Source organism: Novosphingobium oxfordense (assembly GCF_044029435.1).
Taxonomy (GTDB): domain Bacteria; phylum Pseudomonadota; class Alphaproteobacteria; order Sphingomonadales; family Sphingomonadaceae; genus Novosphingobium.
Map to the genome: position 1 here is coordinate 226,307 of NZ_CP147005.1, position 23,855 is coordinate 250,161.

The window sequence follows — 23,855 nt, forward strand, 5'->3', positions numbered from 1 at the left end:
GACCCCATCCAACAACAATCAGAATAAAAGGGAGAGACATCATGAACACCATCCGCAAGGTTGCGCTGCTCTCGGGCATCGCCCTCGGCGCGCTGGGCACGCCCGCCATGGCGCAGGACGCGGCTGCGCCCGCGCCGCAGGCCGCCAACACGCCGCAGGCCGCCGACACCACGTCCAGCAGCGACATCATCGTCACCGCCCAGCGCCGCGCGGAGAAGGTGACCGAGGTTCCGATCTCGATCACCGTCGCCAGCGCGGCGCAGTTGGAGCGTCAGCAGGTCAACACCGTCAACGACCTCGCCCGCATCGCGCCCAGCCTGGAAATCCAGCAGGCGCCCGGCCAGAACACCGGCGGTGGCGGCTCGATCCGCGGCATCGGCACGCAGACCTTCTCGCCCGGCGCGGTCGCCTCGGTCGGCGTCGTCGTCGATCAGGTCAGCCAGGGCAATGCCAACATCTCCGACCTGTTCGACATCGCCCGTGTCGAAGTGTTGAAGGGCCCACAGGGCACGCTGTTCGGCCTGACGACGTCTGCCGGCGTCATCAACATCACCACCAACAAGCCCGATTTTACCGCCTTCTCCGCGCGCCTGCGTACCGAGCTTTCGGACGCCGGCACGGCGGGTTCGAAGTACGGGAACCAGGTGATCCAGGGCCTCGTCAACGTGCCGCTGGCCTCCAATGCCGCGCTGCGCGTTTCGGGCGTCGCCAACTTGCGCCAGGGCGTGAACCGTAACGCCACCACGGGCGACCTTAACGACACCGACCGCTACAGCGTGCGAGGCCGCTTCCTGTGGGAGCCGACCGACCGCGTCACCGTCAATCTGATCGGCGACTATGCCAAGAGTCGTTACGAGAACGGCGGCGACTTCTTCACGTTCGTGAAGTCGGATGACTTCAGCGGGGCTCTCGCCAGTTGCGGCGTGACCGCGCGCGAAGGCAATTCCAAGTATTGCATGGACGACCACTTCGTAGGGAAGGCGGAGAACTACGGCGGTTCGCTTCAGGTCGATTATGAGGCCGATCCCTTCACGCTGACCTCCATCACCTCGGTCCGTAAATCCATCGAGACCGGTTACGGTGCGGCATCGAACGTGTTCCGTGCGGACCCACTGCCGATCCAGGTGACAAACGATCCGGTCGATCGCAATCTCAGCCTGTTTACGCAGGAATTCCGAGTCAGTTCAGCCGCCGGTTCGCCGATTGAGTACACCGCCGGTGCCTTCTATTCGAATCAGAAGCAGACGCGTATTCCCGAGACGGTCCGGGTCAATCTGTTCGGCAACGAAATTCCGCCCACCGTTACCGATGCCCTTACCATCCGCGATGAATCACTGGCGTTCTTCGGGCAGGCAACCGGCCATGTTACCGACCAGTTCCGCCTGATCGGCGGCGTGCGCTATACCACCGACCGTCTTTCGCTCGACATGTTCGATACGGTTGGTTCGATTGAGAATCGCGCGATCCTCAACACCAAGAAATGGTCCTGGCGCTGGGCGCCCAGTATGACCTGACGTCGAACGCGATGGCCTATGCCACCGTCTCGCGCGGGTTCAAGGGCGGGCAGATTGCGGTGCCCACCAACGCCAGCCCCTATGTCGTCCTGCCGGAAATCCCGACGTCTTACGAAGCTGGCGTGAAGGCCACGCTGTTCGGCGGTTGGGTGGCCGATGCAAGCCTGTTCTACATGAAGATCGATAACTTCCAGGCGCAGCAGTGCACGGTGGACAGCAATGCGATCATTTCCTGCGACCAGACCAATATCAACGGCGTGAAGACGCGCGGTGCGGAGATCAACTTCTTCGGCAACATCACGCATAACCTGTCGCTCAACACCGGCTTCATCTATGCCAAGGCGACATATCCGGGGGGCTTCCTGGGCACTGACGGCACCGATATCGGCGGCAGCCAGCTTGCCTATTCGCCGCGCTACAAGTTCACGATGTCCGGCCAGTACGACATTCCGCTGGGTGAACGCTTCGGTGGTTTCGTTTCGGTGGATACCGTCTGGAAATCGCGCATTCGCTATGAGGCGAACTCGCTGACGGAAACCACCTTCCGGCCGCACTGGATGGTCGGTGGACGTATCGGCGTGAAGACGGCGGACGACCGTTACACCGTGGCGGTCTTCGTGCGGAACGCATTCAACGTCCACGAACCCAGCCTGATGCAAAGTGACTTCCCCTTCGATGGTTCGGCCAACATCGGCGCGATCTACGGTCCGCAGTCGTACCGCAATGTCGGCATCAGCCTGGACGCCAAGTTCTGATGGCATCCGCAACGCTGAACCGCCTGCTCCGAGGGGAGCAGGCGGTGAGCGCGGCGATCAATGCGGTGCTGAGCGCCGCATTCTTCGCCCTGGTTTTCGGACTGGCGGACAGGGCATTGGCGACCGGCGCGCCGGATCGCTTCGCGCTCGATTTCCTGCCACAAGGCCTGATGGTCTCGCTGATGGCATCGCTGGTTCCCGCGTTTCTGGTGCGGGGCAGGCTGCGCAAGGCGGGCGTGATCTCCGCGCATGAAGGGCCTGAGGCGGGCGAGATCGCAAGGGTCGTTCTGCTGAGCGTCCTAGCTGGGCTAGGCAGCGCGGCATTGCTGGCGGCGCTGGCCCTGTTCGGTCCGCTGGCGAGTGTGCAGAGCCATCCTGCGCTCGTCTTCAAGATCGCCTATGGCGCCACATTGGGGCTTATCTGCACGCGGCTTGCCATCACGGCATTGTATGCGCGCCGGATCGGAGGGCTGGGGGCATGACGGATACGATCCGCAATTTCGGCACGCATCTCGGCCCCGAAGTGGTCGCGGCGATGCGCGATCTCTACGCGGCGGAGCAGGCCCCGCTGGCCGCGGCGATGCCGCCGGTGGCAGTGGACTGCGCCTACGGCCCGGACGCGCGCAACCGGCTGGATCTCTACCGGGCGGAAGAGTCCGAAGACCTTCGCCCGGTGGTGTTGTTCGTTCACGGCGGCGGCTTCCTTGTCGGCGACAAGGGCGGGCCCGAGAGTTGGGCCAATGCCCATGTCGGCCGCTGGGCGGCGGCGAACGGCATGGTGGGCGCCGTGATGAACTACCGCCTCGCCCCCCAGAACGTGTGGCCTTCGGGTGCGGAGGACGTGACCCTGGCGGTCGAGTGGCTGCGCGCCAATGTGGCGGGGCACGGCGGCGATCCGGACCGGATCTTCCTGCTCGGCACTTCGGCCGGTGCGGTCCACGTTTCCGCGTTCATGAACGCGCGCGAGGATCATGCCGACCTGGTGCGCGGGGCGGCGCTGCTTTCCGGGCTCTACGGCGTCACCCCGCTCGACGAGCGGGACATGCGCTATTACGGCCCGCAGGACTGCTATGCCCTGCGCATGCCGCTGACGGCGGTGATGGAAACGCGCCTGCCACTGTTCATGGCCTGCGCCGAGTTCGATCCGCCTCGCTTCCAGACCGAATGGGCCAGCATGCTGCAAGGCCGGCTCGGCCGGCACGGCCGCCTGCCGCGCGCGCACTATGCTTCCGGGCACAATCACTACTCGATGGCGATGCACCTCGGCACGGCGGACCGCCGCCTGTCGAACGAATTGCTCTCCTTCTTCACCGAACATTCCTGAGGAACCTTCGATGACCGATTTTCCCAGCCTCAATCGGCGCGGCGTGCTTGCCGCCGGCGCCATGATCGCGGCGGCCCCCGTCGCAGCCCGCGCCGCCGCCAAGCGCGCGAACCCTGCCTTCCCGCAAGGTTTCCTGTGGGGCGTCGCCACTGCGGGGCATCAGGTGGAGGGCAACAATGTCGCCTCCGACACCTGGTTCGTCGAAAACGTGCAGCCCAGCGTGTTCTCCGAACCTTCGGGCGATGCCTGCAACAGCCTGGAACTCTGGGCGACCGACCTGGACCTGGTTAAGTCGCTGGGGCTCACCTCCTACCGCTTCAGCGTCGAATGGGCGCGGATAGAGCCGGAGAAGGGCCTGTTCTCGCAGGCGATGCTCGATCACTACAAGCGGATCGTCGAAGGGTGCCATGCGCGCGGACTGAAGCCGCTGGTGACGTTCAACCACTTTACCGCGCCGCGCTGGTTCAGCGCGCAGGGCGGCTGGACCAATCCCGAGGCGCCGCAGCTTTTCGCGCGCTATTGCGACAAGGTGGCGCGCGCCTTCGCCGATGGCATTTCCATAGCCATGACGCTGAACGAGCCGAACATCCTGCTGATCCTCAAGACCATCCTGCCCCCACCGGTGTGGGACATGCAGCGCGCCACGCTGGCCGCCGCCTCCAAACGTCTGGGCGTCGACAAGTTCGTCTGTGCAAACGTCGCCGCGCCGGAAGACGTGGACGCTATCGAGCATGGGCTGATGGCTGGCCACAAGGCGGCGCGCGCCGCGATCAAGGCGGTGCGCGGTGACCTGCCGGTGGGATTCACCCTGTCCGTGATCGACGACCAGGCGGCGGGCAAGAACTCGATGCGCGACAAGGTGCGGGCCGATCTCTACGGCGCCTGGCTGGAGGTCGCCAAGGGGGACGATTTCATCGGCGTGCAGAACTACGAACGCGCCGTGTGGAACGACAAGGGCCGCCTTCCGGCACCGGACGGGGGAGACCGCAACTGGTCCGGCACCGAAGTCTGGCCCGGCTCGCTGGCCGGCGCGGTGCGCTATGTCCACGGCGCGACGAAGGTTCCGGTGCTGGTGTCCGAACACGGCGTCGGCACAGAGGACGATAGCCTGCGCGCGCGCTTCATTCCGGCCGCGCTTGAAGGGTTGAAGCAGGCGATGGACGATGGCGTGCCGGTGCTCGGCTACATCCACTGGTCGCTGATGGACAACTTCGAATGGATCTTCGGCTTCAAGCCGCGCTTCGGGCTGTGCAGCGTGGACCGCACCACCTTCGCCCGCACGCCCAAGCCCAGCGCCTCGGTACTGGGCGGGATTGCGAAGCGGAATTCGCTCTAGGTCGATCGGTCGTGCATGCCCCTGCCTCGCCGGCAGGGGTGCATCCCCGTAATATTCTGTGACGATTCGTTTTTTCGGGGAATTTAGTTTTCGCCGTCGCTGGATTGAATTTGCAGTAATTTAACCAGCGGGGGAGGATATATACGACATTGATATTATGCGGTTTTATTAAAAATGCGTTGGCCGGCTATTCGGGTGAGGAAAGCTGAATAGTTGTTAACTCGATCTCTGAACCATGTTTGCCGATCTGTGCCTTGCGTGTTCGCATAGCGGGATTGGCCATTGGTTCGAACAGGCGCCGATTTAAGGGGGATAGCCGGCGCCTGCCTACCGTCCCTGCCGTCATTGGCGGCAGGCACCCCGCCCCCGTGCGGCAATCACGATAGGGCGCTAAAACGATAATGGGCCGGACGATCATCGTCCGGCCCTTTCCCTTTTTCCGACATTCTGCGTTTTCGGCCGCCCGCCGGGAAGGCGATGGCAAGACGCCTGAAGCGGGGCTTTTGCGCGGCGGGCGAAGCGTCTAGAGGACGGGAATGAACCGCCTTCTCGCCCGCCTGAACATCGATCCCTACCTTTTGCTGCTGATCTCGACGGTCGGGCTGGCCTCGATCCTGCCGGCGCGCGGGGCATGGGCGGGGATCGCGGGCGGAGTGGCGGATGCGGGCATCGCGCTGTTGTTCTTCCTTCACGGCGCCAAGCTTTCGCGCGAGGCGATTATCGATGGCGCGAAGGCGTGGAAGCTGCACCTGACGGTCGCCTGCCTGACCTTCGTGCTGTTCCCGATCGTAGGCCTTGGCGTCAGCGCCATTCCGGGGCTGGAGCCCTCGCTGGCGATGGGCGTGCTCTATCTGACTTTGCTGCCTTCGACCGTGCAATCGTCGATCGCCTTCACCGCGATCGCCGGGGGCAATGTGGCCGCGGCTGTGTGCAGTGCCTCGTTCTCCAATTTGGCCGGCATCTTCATCACCCCGCTGCTGACGGCGCTGTTCATCACCGGCAAGACGCAGGGTTTCTCGACCGATCCGATCGTCGCGATTGCTGTGCAACTGCTGTTGCCGTTCATCGCCGGGCACTTGCTGCGGCCGTGGATCGGCGGCTTCGTCAGCCGTCACAAGAAGCTGCTGGGCTATACCGACCGCGGCTCGATCCTGCTGGTGGTCTATACGGCGTTCGGCGCTGCGGTTCTCGAAGGGCTGTGGCACAAGGTGACGCTGGCCGAACTGGGCCTGATCGCGGCATTGTCGCTGGGGATTCTGGCGGTCATTATGGTGATCGGTAATGTGCTGGGCCGGATGCTGGGCTTCAATCACGAGGACCGGATCGTCATCCTGTTCTGCGGTTCGAAGAAGAGCCTTGCGACAGGTGTGCCGCTGGCGGGGGTGCTGTTTCCGCCGGCGCAGGTGGGCGCGATCATACTGCCGCTGATGTTCTTTCATCAGATCCAGTTGATGGTTTGCGCGGTGCTAGCTCGCCGGCTGGCGGCGCAGGGGGAGGCGCAAAAGTCTGCCCAACCCGTTCAGGCTGAGCTCGTCGAAGCGCCCTGAGGACAGGAATTCCCATCAATCCCGCTAGCCTCACAAAACCCGTCATCCCCGCGAAGGCGCGGATCCCGCTTTTCTTGCGGCTGGCCAAGAGGGTGCAGAAGAAAGCGGGGCCCCCGCCTGCGCGGGGGCGACGAGATTTTCGGTGCCAGGGAATGACGAAAGTGATGGCGCCATGATCCCGAAATGACCACACAGGAACTCTGAAACGAATCCAGTTCGAGGCAGGCGCGTATGGATGCGAAGGACATGGTTCCGACCAGCACCGATCCGGAGCCTGTTTCCGATCCCGCCGTAGCCAGTTCCGGACATATCGACGCGCCGGGCCTTCAGGTCTTCGTCTTCGCACTGTTCTTCATCTTCGGCGGCGTTACGGCGCTCAACGGCGTCTTGATGCCCAAGCTGAAGGCGATCTTCGCGCTCGACTATGCCGAGGCGATGCTGGTCAATACTGCCTTCTTCGCCGCCTATGCCGTGCTGAGCGTGCCGGGCGCGGCGCTCGTCAAGCGCATCGGCTATATGCGCGGGGCGGCGTTGGGGCTTTTCGCGATGCTGGCGGGATGCCTGCTGTTCGTGCCCGCCGCCACTGGCGCGACATTCGGGATGTTCCTCCTCGCGCTGTTCGTGTTGGCGAGCGGGGTCACGCTGATCCAGGTCGTCGCCAATCCGCTGATCTCGCTGCTGGGGCCGGCGCGCACCGCATCCTCGCGGCTGACCTTCGCGCAAGGGTTCAACGCACTGGGCGCAACGCTTTTCCCGCATTTCGGCGCGATGCTGATGCTGGGCGGACTGGCCGACGTGAACGAGGGCGCGCTTTCCGGTGCGGCGCTGGAAAGCTATCGCTCAGCCTCGACGCAGGCGATCGCGCATGGCTACCTGATGGTGGCCGCCGCGCTGGCGGTGATCGTGGCGGTGGTCTGGGTCAACCGCAATCGCATCTCCGGCGAAAAGCGTGAAGGCGGGCCGATCTTGCGCAGCTTCAACCTTCTGCTGCGCCCACGCTTCGCCTTCGGCGCACTTTGCATCTTCCTCTACGTGGGCGTGGAGAACGCCATGGCCTCGCTGGTGGTGAGCTGGATGGTGCAGCCGCGCGTGCTCGGGCTGGACGAGATGACCGCCGGCACGCTGTTGCCGTGGTACTGGGGCGGGGCGCTGGTCGGTCGTTTCGCCGGATCGTGGGTGCTGCGCATGGTGAACGCCGGCAAGGCGCTGGCGTGCGTGGCCGTTGCCGCCATCGTCCTGCTGGCACTGGCGGTCTGGACGGCGGGTATGTCAGCCGGCGTCGCGTTTCTGGCCGTGGGTCTGGCAAACGCGATCATGTACCCCACGATCTTCAGCCTTGCCTGCGAGGGACTGGGCGAGCGCGCGCCGGACGGATCGGGAGTGCTCTGCACGATGGTGGTGGGCGGCGCGGTGATCCCGCCGCTGACGGGCCTGCTCGCGGATACCAGCGGCAGTCTCTCGCTGGCGCTGGCATTGCCGGCGATCTGCTATGCCGTGATCGGCCTTTTTGGATGGTATGCACGCCGTCCACTTGGTGCGTGATCCCCGCACGCTGCAGCGCCAATACAGCCTGAGTTATATTTTCCTTTTTATTCAATTTGTTGTTTGAATGCTTGGCGTTTCCGGGCATCTTTACTGCGAAAAGCGGCGGAATTAACGCTTCCTAAACCGTCGTTTCGATAGATTTCGTGGCTATGTCCCGCTTCGATCTCCCCCGGCAGGCCTCTTCAAGATCCGTCGCTCTGTCTGCACAGTGCCGCACGCAAAACGGCCTACGCGATCAGGGGGAAATCTCCGACATTTCGGCACAGGGCTGCTGCCTGCGGGTCCACGGCCTGTTCTTCCGCGTGGGAACCCGCGTGGTCGTGCGCCCTGAAGGGCTGGAGGGGCTGACCGGCATCGTCCGCTGGGTCGATGGGGACTTCGTGGGGGTTGAGTTCGACCGGCTGATCTACCAGCCGGTGGTCGATCATCTTGTTCGCACCCACGGGCTGACGACGGTCGAACGGATCGGTAACTAGGCCGTAAACTCATAAACGGCACCCTCGAGGCGCCCAAATGGCGAACAACTCGGGCCGAAGGGACCGCTGGGCGGGCTGGTTGCCCGTCCAAGGTCCCTTTGGTTCGAGATGGAAGCCATTTGGGCGTCCCTTCGGGATTTGACCAAAATGGCCCATCGCTGCGTCAGGAAGCCTTGAAATATGGACATATTCCCGCGCCTTCCTTCCTGGCGCTGAGCCATTTTGCCTCAAACCTCGATGGGGCCGTTTATGAGTTTACGGCCTAATCAACACTGTCGCTTCGCTGCGGCGGTATTTGCGGCCCCACCGGGCGATCGTGCTCGCCACCCGTCAATCAGCGCCTAGGCTCCCCGCTCCAAGGCAAAAGTCCGGCACCAACGCCGGCGAGTCGGGAGAGAGAAATGGCATTGGCTGCCGACAACGCCGGGGGTTCCCCCGCCGATGTGATCCCAAATAACCCTTTGGCGAAGCGCATGGGCGTGATCGCCGGGCTTTCGCATAACTTCGTGATCGGCACGGTCATGGGTGCCTTCAGCATCATGCTGGCGCCTGCCGAACAGCGCCTGGGCGTCAGTGCGGAGGCCGCTGCGGCCGGCATTCCGCTGGTGCTGGTGGGATCGTCGATCCTGGCGCCGTTCATCGGTGTGCTGATCGCCAAAGTCTCGCTGCGGCTGCTGATGCTGGTGGGCGCGCTGCTGGCGGCGGGCGGTTTCGCCATGCTGGGGCTGACGCACAGCTATGCGCTCTATCTGATTGCCTATGGTCTGCTGCTGGGGCCGGCATTGAGCCTTACCGGCTCGATCGGCCCGGCAACGCTGGTCACACGCTGGTTCGCACGCAATCGCGGCCTGGCGCTGGGCCTTGTCCACTTGCCGGTGGTGATCGCGATCACGCCGTGGCTGGCGGAGCGCGGCCTGCGTGTGTTCGATCCGTCGACGATCTACCTGATCATCGGCGCGCTGATCGCGCTGGTGCTGGTGCCGGCCTGCCTGATGGCGATCGACCATCCTCCGGGGGGTGAGAGCAAGGCACCGGTCGGCGCCGGCAAGCGCACGGCGGACGGCTCGCTCAGCGTGGCCCAACTTCTTTCCCGCCCGCGTTTCTGGGCGCTGTGCCTGGCCGCCATCGCCAGCATGGCAAGCTCGGTCATGCTGGGTTCGCTGCTGGTGCCGATGGGCCAGTCCTGGGGCTTTACCCGCGCGGAATCGGCACTGCTTCAGTCGATGATGTCGCTGGTCGGCATCGCCGGATCGGTGCTGTTCGGCTGGGTTGCGGACAAGCTGGGTGGCGGGCGATCGCTGGCGTTGATCGGATTCGATTGCGCGGTGCTCTGGGCTCTGCTGTTGCTGCACCCGCCTTTCGCGGTGACTGCGGTGGTGATCGGCCTGATCGGCCTGCACGGCGCCGGCGCGATCCCGACATTGGGGCGCGGCCTTTCCGACGCCTTTGGGCAGGCTAGCTATAGCCGTGGCTTCGGCCTCAACACGCTGATCGGCCTGCCGTTCATCGCCATTTCGGTGATCGGATCGGCCAAGGTGTTCACGCTGACGCAGAGCTATGACGGTGCGATCACCGCCATGGCGGCGTTCTTCGTGGTGGCCATGCTGCTGGGCCTCTACGCGGCGGGGGGGCGCATGGCGCGCCCTAGCGTCGGGGAGGCGGCTCCCGCCTGATCCCTGCATGAAAATCCGCCATCCGGCGGATTTTCATGCGACACCGGCTAATTTGCTAGCCCCTCTGCGCGGTCGCTCTCGGTTGCCCATCCACCGGGTAGCCGAGGTCGGCCGGGATCGTCAGCCACTCGGCGCCGTCGCGGATTTCGATCCGGGGATGGATGCGGCGGACCGGATGGCTCGCGATATCGTCCAGTGCCTCCAGATGGCTGGCGAAGCGGGCAAGGCGTTCAAGATTGCGCCGCGTCGGGAAGATCACCGAGATTTCGGCCTTGTCCGCCATGGCGAGCGCGCCCGCCGCGCTGGCCCAGAACAGGCGCGTGTTCTCCGTCGCATCGACCTGAATGTCCACCGCGCCCGTGCCCAGATCGATCACGAAGAAGCGCGTGTCGAACGCGCCTTCCCATGGCGGGCACCAGTGGGCGAAGAAGCTCAGCCGCTCTGGCTCCAGTTCCCAGCCGAAATGGTCGAGCACGGGGGCAAGGCGGCCGTCTTCCAACAGCATCTGCCGTGCCTCGGCGGCTTGGGCGGCGGTGACGGCGCTGCGCGTGGCGACCATCAGGCCGGTTTCCTCCAGCGTCTCACGAATGGCGGCAATGCGGGCAGCGGCGATTTCCTCCGCCTCGTCCGGCAGAATCGCGCGAGCAAGTTCCCGGTCGGCCTGATCCACCCGTCCGCCCGGAAACACGGCGGCGCCGCCGGCGAAGCGCATTTCCTTGGCGCGCTGGACCATCAGCAATTCAGGCGGACCACCGGCAGTGGCCGTGCGGAAGATGACGAGGGTGGCAGCCGGGATGACCTTCGGTCCATCGGCGGGCATCGGCTGATCGCTGGGCGGTGACATGTCCATCGGCCGATCATGCGTCTCGGGTCGGTGGTGGCAAGTGCAATCGCCTGCTTTTGCCGGCAAAGCGGCAATTCGTCGCCGTGGCGGCAACCATATCCGGCAACCATTGTCGGGGAACTTTACATTCCTTGACGGCGGGCAGGTTGGGTAGGGCGGGAAAATCGCAGATTTCCGCTATATTTCAAGTTTGGCACGCCTTGTGCTTATATGTTTCCGTACCCCCGAGTAGTCTCGACCGAGGCGGGGCCGAATGTCTCCCGGCCCCGCCTCCCCGAGCCTCTCCACTCCCGAAATTCGCGAAACTCCGTCAACCGCCATCGGCGAAGCCTTACCGCGCGCATACGAAAACGCCCGGAGGTTTCCCTCCGGGCGTTCCGAACTTGTAGCGCGGTGGCTGGTGGGGCTTAGCCCTGCGTAGCGAGGCCCGCGTCGATGAAGAGCTGCGAAAGCTCGCCGGCCTCGTACATCTCCATCATGATGTCGCTGCCGCCGACGAATTCGCCCTTCACGTAGAGCTGCGGGATCGTCGGCCAATCGGAGAAGCCCTTGATGCCCTGGCGGATTTCCATGTCCTGCAGCACGTCGACGCTCTCGTAAGGCGCGCCAAGGCGCTCAAGAATGGCGACGGCGCGGCTGGAGAAACCGCACTGCGGGAACAGCGGCGTGCCCTTCATGAAAAGGACGATGTCGTTATTGTTTACAATTTCGCCGATGCGGGCGTTGACGTCGGACATTTTTCGAAACCTTCAGAAACAGTACCGACCTCAGTTGGGAACGGCGGTGGTGAGTTGCAAGGCGTGGAGCACGCCGCCCATGCGGCCGCCCAGTGCTTCGTAGACCATCTTGTGCTGCGCGACACGTGGCTTGCCGGCAAAGGCAGCGCTGGTCACGCGCGCGGCGTAGTGGTCGCCGTCGCCGGCAAGGTCGGTAATTTCGACCACGGCGTCGGGCAGGGCCTCACGAATGAGAGCCTCGATCTCGGGTGCGGACATGGCCATCGCGTAGTATCCTCAGCCCAGGAAAGCGCGGCGCGCTTCCACTTGCTTGGCTTCAAGCGCGGCGCGCACTTCGGCTTCGCTGGTATCCACGCCGGCGGCGGTAAGGTCGCCGATCAGCTTGCGGATCACGTCCTCGTCGCCGGCTTCCTCGAAGTCGGCCTGGACGACGGCCTTGGCATAGGCCTCGGTCTCGGCATGGGAAAGGTCCATGCGCGCAGCGGCCCATTCGCCCAGCAGACGGTTGCGACGCGCCTGGATGCGGAACTGGATATCGGCGTCATGCACGAATTTGGCCTCCTCAGCCCGCTCGCGATCCTGGAAAGTCGTCATCAAGCACCCTTCGTCAATACACTGTGCGACCGCACGGGGCCAATACACTGTGCAGCACGGATTAGCACGTGCCGATAGGGCGCGGATTGAACCCGATCAATCCCGTTTCGCAGAATGAGTCGCAAAAGCGCCGTGCTGTTGTTGCGTGGTTTCCGGCGCCGGATGCAATATCGGCCCGCTTTCCGGTTGGAAGGCGGGCCGATATTGCTTGAAAACGCGCCGTTTCCAGCGCGCTTTGGCACGGATCTTCAGGCCGCCGTTGCCGGGGTTTTGGCAAGGAACGGCAGGTCTGCCCTGGCCTTTGCCTCGTAGCCCGAAATCGCATCGGCTTGCGCGATCGTCAGGCCCACTTCGTCCAGACCTTCCAGCAGGCAGTGCTTGCGGAAAGCGTCGATCTCGAAAGTCCAGCGATCCTGGAACGGCGTCGTTACCGACTGGGTCTCCAGGTCGATGTCGATCGGCTGTTCGGGGGCGACTGCCATCAGGCGGTCGATCGCGTCCTGCGGCAGCGCCACCGTGAGGATGCCGTTCTTGAACGCATTGCCCGAGAAGATGTCGGAGAAGCTGGGCGCGATCACGCAGGTCACGCCCATGTCCAACAGCGCCCAGGCGGCATGCTCGCGGCTCGATCCGCAGCCGAAGTTGTCACCCGCGATCAGGATCGGGGCGCCCGCATAGTCGGGATCGGTGAAGACGTTGCCGGGCTCCTTCTTCACAGCCTCGAACGCGCCTTTGCCAAGGCCTTCGCGGGTGATCGTCTTGAGCCAGTGGGCCGGGATGATGACGTCGGTGTCGACGTTCTTGCGGCCGAAGGGAATCGCCCGTCCGGCGACGTGGGAAATCGGTTGCATCAATCGGTCTCTGCGGCCTTCTCGGGGTGGAGCGGCTTGTGCTTCGCGCGCGCGTTGCGGCGCTTTACGAAGAGCAGGGCGGCGGCAATGGCGGCCGAACCGATCGCGGCACCGGCAGCGATGGCAGCCTTGCCGGCCAGATCCTTGGTTTCGTCGGTCATGTCGTGCTTATCCCATCAGTTCGCGTACGTCGGTGAGCTTGCCGGTTACCGCGGCGGCGGCGGCCATGGCGGGGCTCATCAGGTGGGTACGGCTACCCGGCCCTTGGCGACCGGTAAAGTTGCGATTGCTGGTAGAGGCGCAGCGTTCGCCCGCCGGAACCTTGTCCGGGTTCATGGCGAGGCAGGCCGAACAGCCCGGTTCGCGCCATTCCAGGCCCGCATCGATGATGATCTTGTCCAGACCCTCAGCCTCTGCCTGCGCCTTGACCAGACCCGATCCGGGGACGACGATCGCCCACTTCACGTTGTCCGCCTTGTGGCGGCCCTTCAGCACTTCGGCAGCGGCGCGGATGTCCTCGATACGGCTGTTGGTGCACGAACCGATGAAGACGTTCTGCACTTCCACGTCGGTCAGCTTGGTGCCCGGCGTCAGGCCCATGTAGTCCAGGCTGACCTTCACCGCATCGCGCTTGGACGCATCGGCAAAGTCTTCCGGCGCGGGGACGATGCCGCCGATCGCCGAGGTGTCCTCAGGGCTGGTGCCCCAGGTGACGGTGGGCTGGATATCCTCGGCCTTGATGGTGACGGACTTGTCGAAGGAGGCGCCTTCGTCGGTCGCCAGGCTCTTCCACCAGGCCACGGCCTTGTCCCAATCGTCGCCCTTCGGTGCGTAGGGGCGGCCTTCGAGGTAGTCGAAAGTCACTTCGTCCGGCGCGATCAGGCCGGCGCGGGCGCCGCCCTCGATCGACATGTTGCACACGGTCAGGCGGCCTTCGACCGACATTTCCCGGAACACGTTGCCGCGATACTCGATCACGTAGCCGGTGCCGCCGGCCGTGCCGATCACGCCGATCACGTGGAGAATCACGTCCTTGGAAGTGACGCCGGCGCCCAGCTCGCCCTCGACGCGGACTTCCATCGTCTTGGAACGCTTCAGCAGCAGGGTCTGCGTGGCGAGCACGTGCTCCACCTCGCTAGTGCCGATCCCGAATGCCAGCGCGCCGAGGCCGCCGTGGCAGGCGGTGTGGCTGTCACCGCAGACGATGGTGGCACCGGGCAGCGAGAAGCCCTGTTCGGGGCCGACGACGTGGACGATGCCCTGTTCGGCATCGGTCGAATCGATGTAGCGGATGCCGAATTCCGGCGCGTTCTTCTTCAGCGCGGCCAGCTGCTGGGCGCTTTCGGGGTCGGCAATCGGTAGGACATGGCCTGCGGCGTCCTTGCGGGCGGTGGTCGGCAGGTTGTGATCCGGCACCGCGAGCGTAAGGTCGGGGCGGCGCACCGGGCGGCCGGCAACGCGAAGGCTTTCAAAGGCCTGCGGGCTGGTAACCTCGTGAACGAGGTGCCGGTCGATGTAAATGAGGCTGGTGCCGTCATCGCGGGTGTCGACGACATGGGCATCCCAGATCTTCTGGTAGAGGGTGCGCGGCTGTTTGGTCATGATGAAAGCGCGATTAGGCGCGCCTGCCCCGCAATTCAAGGGGGATAGGCGCGCCTTTTCGCGCAACTTTAATTCTTAACCGCGATGGCCGTTACGGTCGTTACGCTCTGCGCGCAGGGCGAAGTGGACCTTGTCGATGCGGGTCTGGAGGGTCTGCATCTCGCGCGCGGTCAGGCCGCCACGGGCATAGGCAGTGTGCTGGCGCTGGATGTCGGCGGCTTCCTTGCGCAGCCCGGTGGCTTCGCGCTGGCTGATCGTGCGGCGGGCGGCGGCACGGTCGATCTGGCCGCGCAGGCCGGCAATGTCGGCACGGATCGACGCTTCGCGATTGGGAGTGATGCGGGCGGCTTCGCGGTGCGGCGCGGCAGCTTCGGCAATGCCGGGGGCAATGGCCGAGATGCCCAGCGCGGCGACCAGGGCAGGAGCGATGAAGCGGGCGATCTTGCGCATGGGAACTTCCTTCTTTTCGTATTGTCTTTCCGGGGCTTGTCCCGTTCATTCAGATTTAGATCGCTGAACCTGAACGCCAGACGACTCAAAGGTCACAGTCCTGTCCGCATTTGTAACTAAGTGTCGCAACGGCTGTTCGGTACGATTGCCGTGCGACCCAAGGGAGAGGGTGCCTGAAGGATATGATCCGGGCGCAGTTCGTCACACAGGAGCTGGCGGGGGTATATATTCGGTCGGTCCATGCCGATTTCTTCTGTCAGATCTGTCTCTTGCTTCATCGCGTCAACGCGGTGAACGGGCAGTTGCACGAAGCGCGCATGAGAATGTTGTAGTTTTTGCAACACCGCATTCGTTCTGCTCATTTGTGTTGCGGCGCAACATGACGCAAAAGGATCGGGCCTTTCAGGCATCCTCTCCCAAACTTTTAAAAGGCCGGTCCTTGTGACCGGCCATTTTTTTTGCCCGTCGTCCACGTGGCCTTCGCAGGTGCAAAAGAATGCTGGCCGCTGACAAGTGCGGTTCGGGCGGCTAGAGTCGCATCATGTCTGCGATAGCCGCCATCTTCATTGTGCTTGCCACCGTCGCGGTGATGGAAGGTGTGGCTTGGGCCAGCCACAAGTACATCATGCACGGCTTCGGCTGGAGCTGGCATCGCGATCATCATGAGCCGCACGACAAGCTGCTGGAAAAGAACGACCGCTTCGCCCTGTTCGGCGCCGCGATCAGCATTGCGCTGTTTGCGGCGGGTTCGCCGATGATCATGGGCGGCAAGGCGTGGGAAGCCGGCACGTGGATGGGGCTGGGCGTGCTTGTCTACGGCGTGATCTATACGCTGATCCACGACGGGCTGGTGCACCAGCGCTATTTCACATGGGTTCCGCGCCGTGGCTATGCGAAGCGACTGGTGCAGGCGCATCGGCTGCATCATGCGACGCTGGGGCGGGAAGGCGGGGTTAGCTTCGGCTTCTTGATCGCCCGCGATCCTGCCGTGCTTAGCCGCGAACTGCGTGCCCAACGTGAAAGCGGTGCTGCCCAGCTACGGGATGCGGTCTGAAGGGCGACTCGCCTGCCGATTCGGCATGATTCGGGCGGTTTCTACTCCGCGCGCGTCCAGATCCACGGCCCCACCACCAGCAGCACTGTCGCCGGGATCAGCACCCAGGGCCAACCCACCGTGAACCAGGTGAACGGCACTGATGCGCTCATCGCCAGAATCGCGGAGACTTTGCCCTTGCGGCTGACCGCCCGCCGATCGCGCCAATCGCGTAAGTGGCGGCCGTGGGTGGGGTGGTCGTAGAGCCGTTCCGCCCATTCCGGGTGGCTTTTGCCGAAGCACCATGCGGCGGCGAGGTAGAATACCACTGTCGGCATCACCGGCAGAAAGATGCCGATCGTGCCCAGAGCCACGAAGAACAGCCCCGCCGCCATCCATGCATGGCGGCTGAGGTGTTTCAATTCGTGCTCGCGTAGCGGGCTGCCGTTTCGCGGATCAGCGCGATCATGTTCGGCACGCCCTGCGTCCGGTTGGACGAAAGCTGGTTCTTCAGGTCGAACGGCTCCAGCGCGGCGGCGATGTCCGTCTCCGCCACTTCGGCGGCGGGCTTGTCCTGCACGGCGGAGATCACCAGCGAGACGATGCCCTTGGTGATCGCGGCATTGCTGTCCGCCAGGAAGTGCAGCGTGCCGTCCTCCCGCGCCATCGGATAGACCCAGACGCTGGCCGAACAGCCGCGCACCTTGGTGGCGTCCGTCTTCAGCGCGTCGGGCATGGGATCGAGTTCGGCGCCAAGGCCGATCAGCAGGCGATAGCGTTCATCGCCTTCGGAAAACTCGTATTCTTCGCGGATGTCGTCAAGGCTGCGCATGCCCTGCCATTTAAGCGCGGCACGGGGGAGGGCAAGGGGAAGTTGCCTCTGGTGCAGGTTCCTGTCAGGGATTTGCCCATGAGTGCACATCCCTTCTTCTCAGCGCACGAACACGGCTTCGTGCGCGTCGCCACTTCCACGCCCAAGGTTCGCACCGCCGATGTCGCCTTCAACCGCGACGCCGTGCTGGCAGAGGCGCAGCGCGCGCATGAGGCGCATGTGGACCTGCTGGTCTTCCCGGAACTGTGCATCTCCTCCTACGCGATCGACGATCTGCACTTGCAAGGCGCGATGATCGAGGCGGTGGAAGCTGCGGTGGCGGAGATCGTGCGGGCCAGTGCGGACCTTTCGCCCGTGCTGCTGGTCGGCGCGGCGCTGTCCCACAAGGGGCGGCTTTACAACTGCGCGCTCGCCATTGCGCACGGTCGGCTGCTGGGCGTGGTGCCCAAGTCCTACCTGCCCAACTACCGCGAATTCTACGAAAAGCGCTGGTTCGCCAGCGGCAAGACGATCAAGGGCCAGACCATCCGCGTGAACGGGCAGGACGTGCCCTTCGGCGTGGACCTGGTCTTCGCGTCCGAAGTGCTGCCGAACTTCAGCTTCGCCATCGAGATCTGCGAGGATATCTGGGCGGCCACCCCGCCAAGCTCGCTGGGCGCGCTGGCCGGGGCGACGATCCTGTGCAACCTCTCCGCCTCCAACATCGTGATCGGCAAGTCGGACGAGCGGCACTTGCTTTGCCGCTCGCAGTCCGCCCGCGCGACGGCGGCCTATATCTACTCGGCGGCCGGCCACGGCGAGAGTACGACCGATCTCGCGTGGGACGGGCAGGGCATCGTCTATGAACTGGGCGACCTGCTGGCAGAGAGCGAGCGCTTCTCGCTGGAAGCCGAACTCTGCATCGCCGACGTCGATGTCGACCGTATCATGATGGACCGCATGCGCGTGCCCACGTTCAACGACGCAGCCGAAGTGGCGGGCCGGCCTGACGAGACGTTCCGCACCGTGTCGTTCCGCCATGCCCCGGCCGGCGGCGACATCGGCCTGATCCGCCCGGTTTCGCGCTTTCCCTTCGTGCCCTCTCGCGCCGACAAGCTCGACGCCGACTGTTACGAGGCGTTCAACATCCAGGTCGATGGCCTGATGCGCCGGATCGAGGCGACCGGTGCCAAGTCGATGGTGATCGGCATTTCGGGCGGGCTCGATTCGACCCACGCCTTGATCGTCGCCGCGCGCGCTTGCGACCGGCTGGGCCTGCCGCGCAGCTTCATTCGCGGTTACACGATGCCCGGTTTCGCGACGAGCGAGGGCACCAAGTCCAACGCCTGGACGCTGATGAAGGCTGTGGGCATCCACGCCGAAGAAATCGACATCCGCCCCGCCGCGACGACGATGCTTCAGGACATCGGCCATGCCTTCTCCAACGGAGAGCCCGTCTATGACGTGACGTTCGAGAACGTGCAGGCGGGCCTGCGCACCGATTACCTGTTCCGCCTTGCCAACCAGCACGACGGCTTCGTGATCGGCACCGGCGACCTTTCCGAACTGGCGCTGGGCTGGTGCACGTACGGCGTCGGCGACCAGATGAGCCATTACACGGTCAACGCCGGCGTGCCCAAGACGCTGATCCAGTACCTGATCCGCTGGTGCGCCACGACCGACCAGTTCGGTGCCGAAACCGAAGAGGTGCTGCTGGCGATCCTCGGCACCGAGATCTCGCCCGAACTCGTCCCCGCCGGGGCGGACGGCGCGATCCAGAGCACCGAGGCGAAGATCGGGCCTTATGAGCTGAACGACTTCTTCCTCCACCATATCGTGCGCTTTGGGCAGAAGCCGTCGAAAGTGGCGTTTCTGGCGCTCCACGCCTGGCGCGAAGCTGCCTTGGGCACCTGGCCGGCGGGTTTTCCGGACGATCGCAAGAACGAATACGACCTCGCCACGATCCGTTCGTGGCTGGAGAAGTTCCTGCGCCGCTTCTTTGCCTTCAGCCAGTTCAAGCGCTCTGCCGTGCCGAACGGGCCGAAGGTCTCCTCCGGCGGCGCGCTCAGCCCGCGTGGCGACTGGCGTGCGCCGTCCGATGCCAGCGCGGCGGTGTGGCTGGCGGAACTGGAAGCCCGCGTGCCGCGCTGAGGCCGGTTGACACAGTTGACACGGTACAGGCGAAAAACCTGTCGCCTTGTGGGGGCAAGGTGACAGGTTTTGGGTGGGAACTGTCACCTTGCGGTTGGGGGTGTCACCTTGTGACGGTGCAAGGTGACACTTTGCGGGGAGGGGGGGAAAGGCTTCGTTCACGTAGCCGAAATTACCCACGCCGCGCCGAGTAGGAAAATGAACGGGTATCGTTGTTCCCCTTGCAGGGGATGAGTTGCGCCTTCAGCTCTGCGCATGCCCACCCCGCTGCGACTAGGCAGGCAAGCTGCCAAGTCTCGCTGCCCCTCCCGCTAGCGGGAGGGGAAGACAGGGCAACAATTCGGTGAGGCGCGAATACGCCCTCCCGCAAGCGGGAGGGCCGCGAGGCTTGGTGAGCCGCAGGCGAGCCTAGCCGCAGCGGGGTGGGCTAGCGCAAGGCCCGCCATCACCCCCGCAATCGCTGCAAAGCTTCCTCACGCGTAACCTCGACGATCTCGGCCGAGTAATCGCCGCTTCCACCCACACCCAGCCGGAAACGTTCGATCCCCGGCGGGACTAGGCCTTCGCGAACGTGCGAGAGCGGGTAGTATCGCGGGCGGCCGATGAATTCGAACACCCGCTCGATCGTCTCGTACTTCAGGAATTCGCCGCCGAGGTTCAGATCGCTCAGGTCCTTGATCACGTAGAGCACCGTGAAAATCGTGAAGACCAGCATCCCCGTAAGCGCCGAGGATATCACCGAGTCCGACTTCAGCGCGAAGATGCTGGCGACCAGGATCGTCGCCAGCATCAGCAGCGGCAACCATTGCAGCAGGCTGACGGTGATAGTGCCGGTGACGATCGTCTCGCGCCGCAGGGCAATCGCTTCGCGCAGGGCATTCACGAAGTTGCGGTGCATGGTGGTCTGGTTCTGCACGGTGATCGGTGGCAACCCGTCCAGATCGTCGAACAGGCCGAACAGTGCATCGCGGCCGCGCGTGGTGAAGCTGAAGTAATTGTCTCCGTCGAAGCGGACGATCAGGTAGGTGTCGATCCGCTCGGCCGTCTTCGCCGTGAATTCCGGGCCGAAGGCCCGCGCCAGCCGGTAAAGCTCCATCAGCATCGAACTTTCGCGCGACAGTAGCGATCGGATGGCGGTGAAGCGATTGAGCAGGAAGGCGACGAAGAAGCCCGCCAGAATGCCGAACAACAGGCTGCTGACATTGCGCAGGGTGGCGATATCCTCGCCATGGGTGGTGGTGCCGGGGCAGGCGAAAGCGGCGGTCAGGCTCAGCGCCAGCGCGCCGGTCAGGACGATCCGGTTACGCATCGCCCCGATCTCTGCCAATCCCCGTGCCCATGCCGCTTTGCCCAGCCGAACGTGCTGGCTTGGTGCCGGTGCGTTCGTCCTCTCCAATTGCGGAGGATAGTGCAAAATCGCGGCGACAGCGAGGGTGCGTAGCCAGCGGGCAGCTTGCCGATCGGCTTATCGATTGAAGCAGGAAAGAGCCCGCAAACCTTACTTCGTCATCCCCGCGCAGGCGGGGATCCCGCTTCTTCCTTCGGCCGTTGCGTTGTGGCGCAGAAGAAAGCGGGGCCCCCGCCTGCGCGGGGGCGACGGGGGGATAGGGAGTAGGGGTGAGTGAGGGCGGCGCCGGAGGTGGGGGAGCCGGGGTAGGCCCAAAGGACCTCAGTCCCGCAGGGCTTCGATCTGGCGGGCGAGGTCCGTGCCGCGCTTGTCGTCGGTGGCGATGCGTTCCAGCACGGCGATGCGCTGGCGCAGTTTCTCCACTTCCGCCTCAAGCTCGTGCTCGCGGCTGCCGAAGCCTTCGCCGTCGAAGCCCAGCTTTTCGCCGCGCAGCTTCTGCGCGCGCAGCCAGACGCCGCAGGCAATCGCGAACATGACGACGATGGCAGTCCAGAAGCTCATTGCGTTACCTCGTGCCGGGCCTCGCGCAGGCCTTCGATCTGGCGGGCTACATCATAACCCTGGTCGGTGACAATCCGCTCCACGCTGGCAAGGCGGTCTTTGATCGCGCTCACTTCCGCGCGCAGCTGGGCGTTTTCCTGCGTCAGCAGCTGGACGCGGGCCTGCGCCTCGCCATTGTCCTTGGGGTAGATGGCCTTGCCCCAGGAATTCTCCAGCGGATAGCCGTTGCGCATGCGCAGCCAGTTGTTGACCACATAGCCGACCGTGACGACGGCGGTGGCGGAAACGATAATGGGGGCGAGTGCTTCGATCATGACGAAGTCGAGAGCCATTTGCGGATATCCCCTGTTGTCAGTTCGCGCGCGTTTCGTCGCGCAGCGTTTCGATCTGGCGCGCGGTGTCCCAGGCGCCGTCGGTGACGATGGTTTCCAGCGCGCGCAGCCGGTTCTCGATCTCGGCATTATGAGTGGCGTACTGGGCCGCCTTTTCGGCAGCTTGACCGGCGGTCAGTTCCAGCTTGCGCTCCAGGAAGGCCAGGCGGCGCTTGTAGGCCCCGGCCAGGATCGCGGCGATGGCGATCAGCGCGCCCATCAGGGCGGCGAAGGCCATGAAGTCCCCGAAGTTCACTGCCGGGTTTCCTTTTCCGTCGCGGGTTCTTCCATGGCGCGCCCATCACCCTGACGAACGTCGCGCAGGGCCTCGATCTGAAGGGCCGTGTCATAGCCGCCGTCGGTGATGATGCGTTCCAGCACGCGGACGCGTTCTTCCAGCTCACGCGCGTTGGTCGCGTATTGCGCGGCCTTCTCGGCAGTGGCCTTGATTTGCAGTTCGGCCATCTTGTGCTGGTGGCGCGTCCAGATCGCGATGCCGCCGACGATGAACGGGGCCAGCGGAATGAGGAGCGCGATCGAGCCGTTATCCATGATCTATTGTCCTTCTGGCGCGCCGATCAGCGCAGGCTGTCGATTTCGGCGGCGAGGCGCGATGTGCTGCTGCTCTTGTAGTGTTCTTCCATCTCCGCGACGCGGCGGTCGATATCCGAAATGTCCGAGCGCAGGCGCGATGAACGCGTGGTGCCGAAGCCGCCGAGATTGAGGCCCCGGTTGAGGCTGCGGTCGAGCCCGCGGCTGTGGCGCACGCGGCGCTGTTCCATGCGGCGCAGCAGGCGATCCTCTTCCTCTTCGGAATAGAGGTACATCGGCTTGTCATCCACCAGCCAGGCGATCAGGACATAAGCGACGATGGTGAAGCCGGCGAGGCCGAAGAACGTCAGCAGGACCGCGGCAAGGCGGACCCACAACGCGTCGATCCCGGTATAATCGGCAATCCCCGCGCAGACGCCTTTGATCTTGGCGTTCGACTTGTCGAGATAGAAATGTCCGCGTGACACTGTCGTTTCCTTCCCCTGAAACTGTTGGAGGCGAATGCCTCCGCTCCCGGTCACACGCCCCTTGTCAGGGGCCGGGCGGCGCGCGCATGCCGGGAGGCCAGGCGCGCGCCGACTGGATCAGAACTGGTCGCCTTCCGGGGTCCTGGTCGCCGAGGTTGCGGCGGGGGCGGTGGTACCCATCGCGCGCTTCATCTCGGCAAGCTCGGCCTCGATCGTGTCGCCATCGGCAAGAGCGGCGATCTCTTCGGCGAGCGTCGGCTGGCGCTTGTCTGCCAGGCTCATCGCCTCGGCACGGCCTTCCGCATAGTCGACGCGGCGTTCGAGCTGTTCGAAGCGCACCAGCGCCTCGTCCACTCGCTCGTTCGACAGCAAGGTGCGCAGTTTGACGCGATTTTCGGCGCTCTGCAAGCGGGCCGCGATGGAGGACTGGCGGCTGCGGGCTTCGCGCAGGCGGCTCTGCAGCTTTTCGATATCCTCTTCATACGCGCGCAGCGCATCGTCGAGCACGAAGATCTCTGCATTCAGCTGCTCGCCCATGTCGGCGGCCTTCTTCTTTTCCAGAAGCGCGGCGCGGGCCAGGTCTTCACGGTTCTTGCTGAGCGCCAGCTGGGCCTTGTCGCCCCAGTCGGCCTGCAGCTTGTCCAGCTTGCCGACGTGGCGGCGCAGTTCCTTCTGGTCCGCAATGGTGCGTGCGCTGCTGGTGCGCACTTCCACCAGGGTTTCTTCCATCTCCAGGATGATCAGGCGGATCATCTTGGCCGGGTCCTCGGCCTTGTCCAGCATGTCGTTGAAGTTGGCGGCGATGATGTCGCGGGTGCGGGAGAAGATACCCATCGTGGAAATTCCTTTGGTGCTGGCCGATCCGAAGCTGCCGAACTTGCTGCTGCGCGCCGTACCTTCGAAGCCCAGGGTGGCGGGATCGAAGGGGCGGGCGCGGCCTGCAAAGCCTTGGCTGCCGTAGCCGTGTTCTGTGCCGTTGCCTGAAGTTTGGAGAATTTCGATCTCCGCGTCGAGCCTGCTCATTGCAGATGCGCACCCGAGCAGACCGGCGCCGCGGCATAAGCCTTGGTGGCGAACTGGTCGCTCATCGCGATCAGGTTGAGCGAGCCCATGGCCAGGATGCTGATCAGGATCGCCCAGTCGAGCTTGCTGCGAACCGGGGCGCGATCGGCGGCGCGGCTGACGGCAGGGGCTTGTTGGAGCAACATGGCATCGGTCCTTCGGTTGGATCAGTGTGATTGCCCAATGCTTCGCAAGGGGTGTGCCAAACTGCACAAATGGCAGAAATGCGTGATTTCAGCCGTTTGGCCAAA

The 23,855-nt window shown here is 64.3% G+C and carries 29 protein-coding genes; 11 read left to right on the plus strand and 18 right to left on the minus strand.

Annotated elements, in window-relative coordinates:
* The first annotated feature begins 41 nt into the window (after positions 1-41).
* The 9 genes from WBP07_RS01030 (at position 42) to WBP07_RS01070 (ending at position 10,170) form a co-directional block, all read left to right on the plus strand.
* Entirely contained in the window at positions 42-1,514 is a 1,473-nt protein-coding gene (locus WBP07_RS01030; protein ID WP_395393612.1) for a TonB-dependent receptor, read from the plus strand.
* The gene (locus tag WBP07_RS01035) at positions 1,481-2,269 is read left to right on the plus strand and encodes a TonB-dependent receptor domain-containing protein (RefSeq protein ID WP_395393613.1); all 789 of its coding nucleotides are present in this window, start codon (positions 1,481-1,483) and stop codon (positions 2,267-2,269) included. Before WBP07_RS01030 ends, WBP07_RS01035 begins: the two co-directional genes overlap by 34 nt.
* Positions 2,269-2,751, plus strand: a complete 483-nt coding sequence (locus WBP07_RS01040; RefSeq protein WP_395393614.1) for a hypothetical protein — start codon at positions 2,269-2,271, stop codon at positions 2,749-2,751. The genes WBP07_RS01035 and WBP07_RS01040 overlap by 1 nt, the downstream gene beginning before the upstream one ends.
* Complete coding sequence (locus WBP07_RS01045) at positions 2,748-3,593, plus strand: alpha/beta hydrolase (protein ID WP_395393615.1); 846 nt, start codon at positions 2,748-2,750, stop codon at positions 3,591-3,593. Before WBP07_RS01040 ends, WBP07_RS01045 begins: the two co-directional genes overlap by 4 nt.
* Positions 3,594-3,603: 10 nt before the next feature.
* A complete protein-coding gene (locus WBP07_RS01050; protein WP_395393617.1) occupies positions 3,604-4,929 on the plus strand; it encodes a glycoside hydrolase family 1 protein in 1,326 nt (441 codons plus the stop codon).
* A 536-nt stretch (positions 4,930-5,465) separates the two neighbouring features.
* On the plus strand, positions 5,466-6,476 hold the full coding sequence (locus WBP07_RS01055; RefSeq protein WP_395393619.1) for a bile acid:sodium symporter family protein: 1,011 nt from the start codon (positions 5,466-5,468) through the stop codon (positions 6,474-6,476).
* Positions 6,477-6,722: 246 nt separating this feature from the next.
* Positions 6,723-8,018: a sugar MFS transporter gene (locus WBP07_RS01060; RefSeq protein ID WP_395393621.1), complete on the plus strand. Its 1,296-nt coding sequence runs from the start codon at positions 6,723-6,725 to the stop codon at positions 8,016-8,018.
* A gap of 152 nt (positions 8,019-8,170) precedes the next feature.
* Positions 8,171-8,497 (plus strand): PilZ domain-containing protein, encoded by a 327-nt coding sequence (locus WBP07_RS01065; RefSeq protein ID WP_395395689.1) that lies wholly within the window; start codon positions 8,171-8,173, stop codon positions 8,495-8,497.
* Positions 8,498-8,898: 401 nt separating this feature from the next.
* Complete coding sequence (locus tag WBP07_RS01070; protein WP_395393623.1) at positions 8,899-10,170, plus strand: MFS transporter; 1,272 nt, start codon at positions 8,899-8,901, stop codon at positions 10,168-10,170.
* A 55-nt stretch (positions 10,171-10,225) separates the two neighbouring features.
* Here WBP07_RS01070 and WBP07_RS01075 read toward each other — a convergent pair whose 3' ends face one another.
* From WBP07_RS01075 to WBP07_RS01110, 8 genes are all read right to left on the minus strand, one after another.
* Complete coding sequence (locus WBP07_RS01075) at positions 10,226-11,020, minus strand: NUDIX hydrolase (RefSeq protein ID WP_395393624.1); 795 nt, start codon at positions 11,018-11,020, stop codon at positions 10,226-10,228.
* Between the two features lie 401 nt (positions 11,021-11,421).
* A complete protein-coding gene (gene grxD / locus WBP07_RS01080; RefSeq protein ID WP_395330955.1) occupies positions 11,422-11,751 on the minus strand; it encodes a Grx4 family monothiol glutaredoxin in 330 nt (109 codons plus the stop codon).
* A 30-nt stretch (positions 11,752-11,781) separates the two neighbouring features.
* A complete protein-coding gene (locus WBP07_RS01085) occupies positions 11,782-12,015 on the minus strand; it encodes a BolA/IbaG family iron-sulfur metabolism protein (RefSeq protein ID WP_395330957.1) in 234 nt (77 codons plus the stop codon).
* A 12-nt stretch (positions 12,016-12,027) separates the two neighbouring features.
* Complete coding sequence (locus WBP07_RS01090) at positions 12,028-12,345, minus strand: DUF1476 domain-containing protein (RefSeq protein ID WP_395393626.1); 318 nt, start codon at positions 12,343-12,345, stop codon at positions 12,028-12,030.
* 248 nt (positions 12,346-12,593) lie between these two features.
* Complete coding sequence (gene leuD / locus WBP07_RS01095) at positions 12,594-13,196, minus strand: 3-isopropylmalate dehydratase small subunit (RefSeq protein WP_395393627.1); 603 nt, start codon at positions 13,194-13,196, stop codon at positions 12,594-12,596.
* Entirely contained in the window at positions 13,196-13,357 is a 162-nt protein-coding gene (locus WBP07_RS01100; RefSeq protein ID WP_395393629.1) for a hypothetical protein, read from the minus strand. Before WBP07_RS01100 ends, leuD begins: the two co-directional genes overlap by 1 nt.
* Before the next feature lie 7 nt (positions 13,358-13,364).
* The gene (gene leuC / locus WBP07_RS01105) at positions 13,365-14,798 is read right to left on the minus strand and encodes a 3-isopropylmalate dehydratase large subunit (RefSeq protein ID WP_395393631.1); all 1,434 of its coding nucleotides are present in this window, start codon (positions 14,796-14,798) and stop codon (positions 13,365-13,367) included.
* Positions 14,799-14,873: 75 nt separating this feature from the next.
* Positions 14,874-15,248 (minus strand): hypothetical protein, encoded by a 375-nt coding sequence (locus WBP07_RS01110; protein WP_395393633.1) that lies wholly within the window; start codon positions 15,246-15,248, stop codon positions 14,874-14,876.
* Between the two features lie 541 nt (positions 15,249-15,789).
* Here WBP07_RS01110 and WBP07_RS01115 point away from each other — a divergent pair.
* Positions 15,790-16,302, plus strand: a complete 513-nt coding sequence (locus tag WBP07_RS01115) for a sterol desaturase family protein (RefSeq protein ID WP_395393636.1) — start codon at positions 15,790-15,792, stop codon at positions 16,300-16,302.
* Between the two features lie 41 nt (positions 16,303-16,343).
* Here the strand turns inward: WBP07_RS01115 and WBP07_RS01120 are convergent, their stop codons facing one another.
* Both WBP07_RS01120 and WBP07_RS01125 read right to left on the minus strand, forming a co-directional pair.
* Complete coding sequence (locus WBP07_RS01120; RefSeq protein WP_395393637.1) at positions 16,344-16,703, minus strand: YbaN family protein; 360 nt, start codon at positions 16,701-16,703, stop codon at positions 16,344-16,346.
* Complete coding sequence (locus WBP07_RS01125) at positions 16,700-17,113, minus strand: SufE family protein (RefSeq protein WP_395393639.1); 414 nt, start codon at positions 17,111-17,113, stop codon at positions 16,700-16,702. Before WBP07_RS01125 ends, WBP07_RS01120 begins: the two co-directional genes overlap by 4 nt.
* A gap of 78 nt (positions 17,114-17,191) precedes the next feature.
* Here WBP07_RS01125 and WBP07_RS01130 point away from each other — a divergent pair, with 78 nt between their 5' ends.
* Positions 17,192-19,243, plus strand: a complete 2,052-nt coding sequence (locus WBP07_RS01130; RefSeq protein ID WP_395393641.1) for an NAD(+) synthase — start codon at positions 17,192-17,194, stop codon at positions 19,241-19,243.
* A gap of 445 nt (positions 19,244-19,688) precedes the next feature.
* On the opposite strand, the gene WBP07_RS01135 is transcribed toward WBP07_RS01130, so the two are convergent.
* The 8 genes from WBP07_RS01135 to WBP07_RS01170 form a co-directional block, all read right to left on the minus strand.
* A complete protein-coding gene (locus WBP07_RS01135; RefSeq protein WP_395393643.1) occupies positions 19,689-20,552 on the minus strand; it encodes a hypothetical protein in 864 nt (287 codons plus the stop codon).
* A gap of 360 nt (positions 20,553-20,912) precedes the next feature.
* Positions 20,913-21,152, minus strand: a complete 240-nt coding sequence (locus tag WBP07_RS01140; protein ID WP_395393644.1) for a hypothetical protein — start codon at positions 21,150-21,152, stop codon at positions 20,913-20,915.
* Positions 21,149-21,484, minus strand: coding sequence for a hypothetical protein (locus WBP07_RS01145; protein WP_395393646.1), 336 nt, complete (start codon positions 21,482-21,484; stop codon positions 21,149-21,151). Before WBP07_RS01145 ends, WBP07_RS01140 begins: the two co-directional genes overlap by 4 nt.
* 19 nt (positions 21,485-21,503) lie before the next feature.
* The gene (locus WBP07_RS01150; protein ID WP_395393648.1) at positions 21,504-21,779 is read right to left on the minus strand and encodes a hypothetical protein; all 276 of its coding nucleotides are present in this window, start codon (positions 21,777-21,779) and stop codon (positions 21,504-21,506) included.
* The gene (locus WBP07_RS01155) at positions 21,776-22,075 is read right to left on the minus strand and encodes a hypothetical protein (RefSeq protein ID WP_395393649.1); all 300 of its coding nucleotides are present in this window, start codon (positions 22,073-22,075) and stop codon (positions 21,776-21,778) included. Before WBP07_RS01155 ends, WBP07_RS01150 begins: the two co-directional genes overlap by 4 nt.
* 26 nt (positions 22,076-22,101) lie before the next feature.
* Complete coding sequence (locus tag WBP07_RS01160) at positions 22,102-22,542, minus strand: PspC domain-containing protein (protein WP_395393651.1); 441 nt, start codon at positions 22,540-22,542, stop codon at positions 22,102-22,104.
* A gap of 117 nt (positions 22,543-22,659) precedes the next feature.
* Positions 22,660-23,565 carry a phage shock protein PspA gene (gene pspA / locus WBP07_RS01165; protein ID WP_395393653.1) on the minus strand — a complete coding sequence of 302 codons (906 nt, stop codon included), beginning with the start codon at positions 23,563-23,565 and terminating at the stop codon, positions 22,660-22,662.
* On the minus strand, positions 23,562-23,750 hold the full coding sequence (locus tag WBP07_RS01170; protein WP_395393654.1) for a hypothetical protein: 189 nt from the start codon (positions 23,748-23,750) through the stop codon (positions 23,562-23,564). Before WBP07_RS01170 ends, pspA begins: the two co-directional genes overlap by 4 nt.
* Between the last annotated feature and the right edge of the window lie 105 nt (positions 23,751-23,855).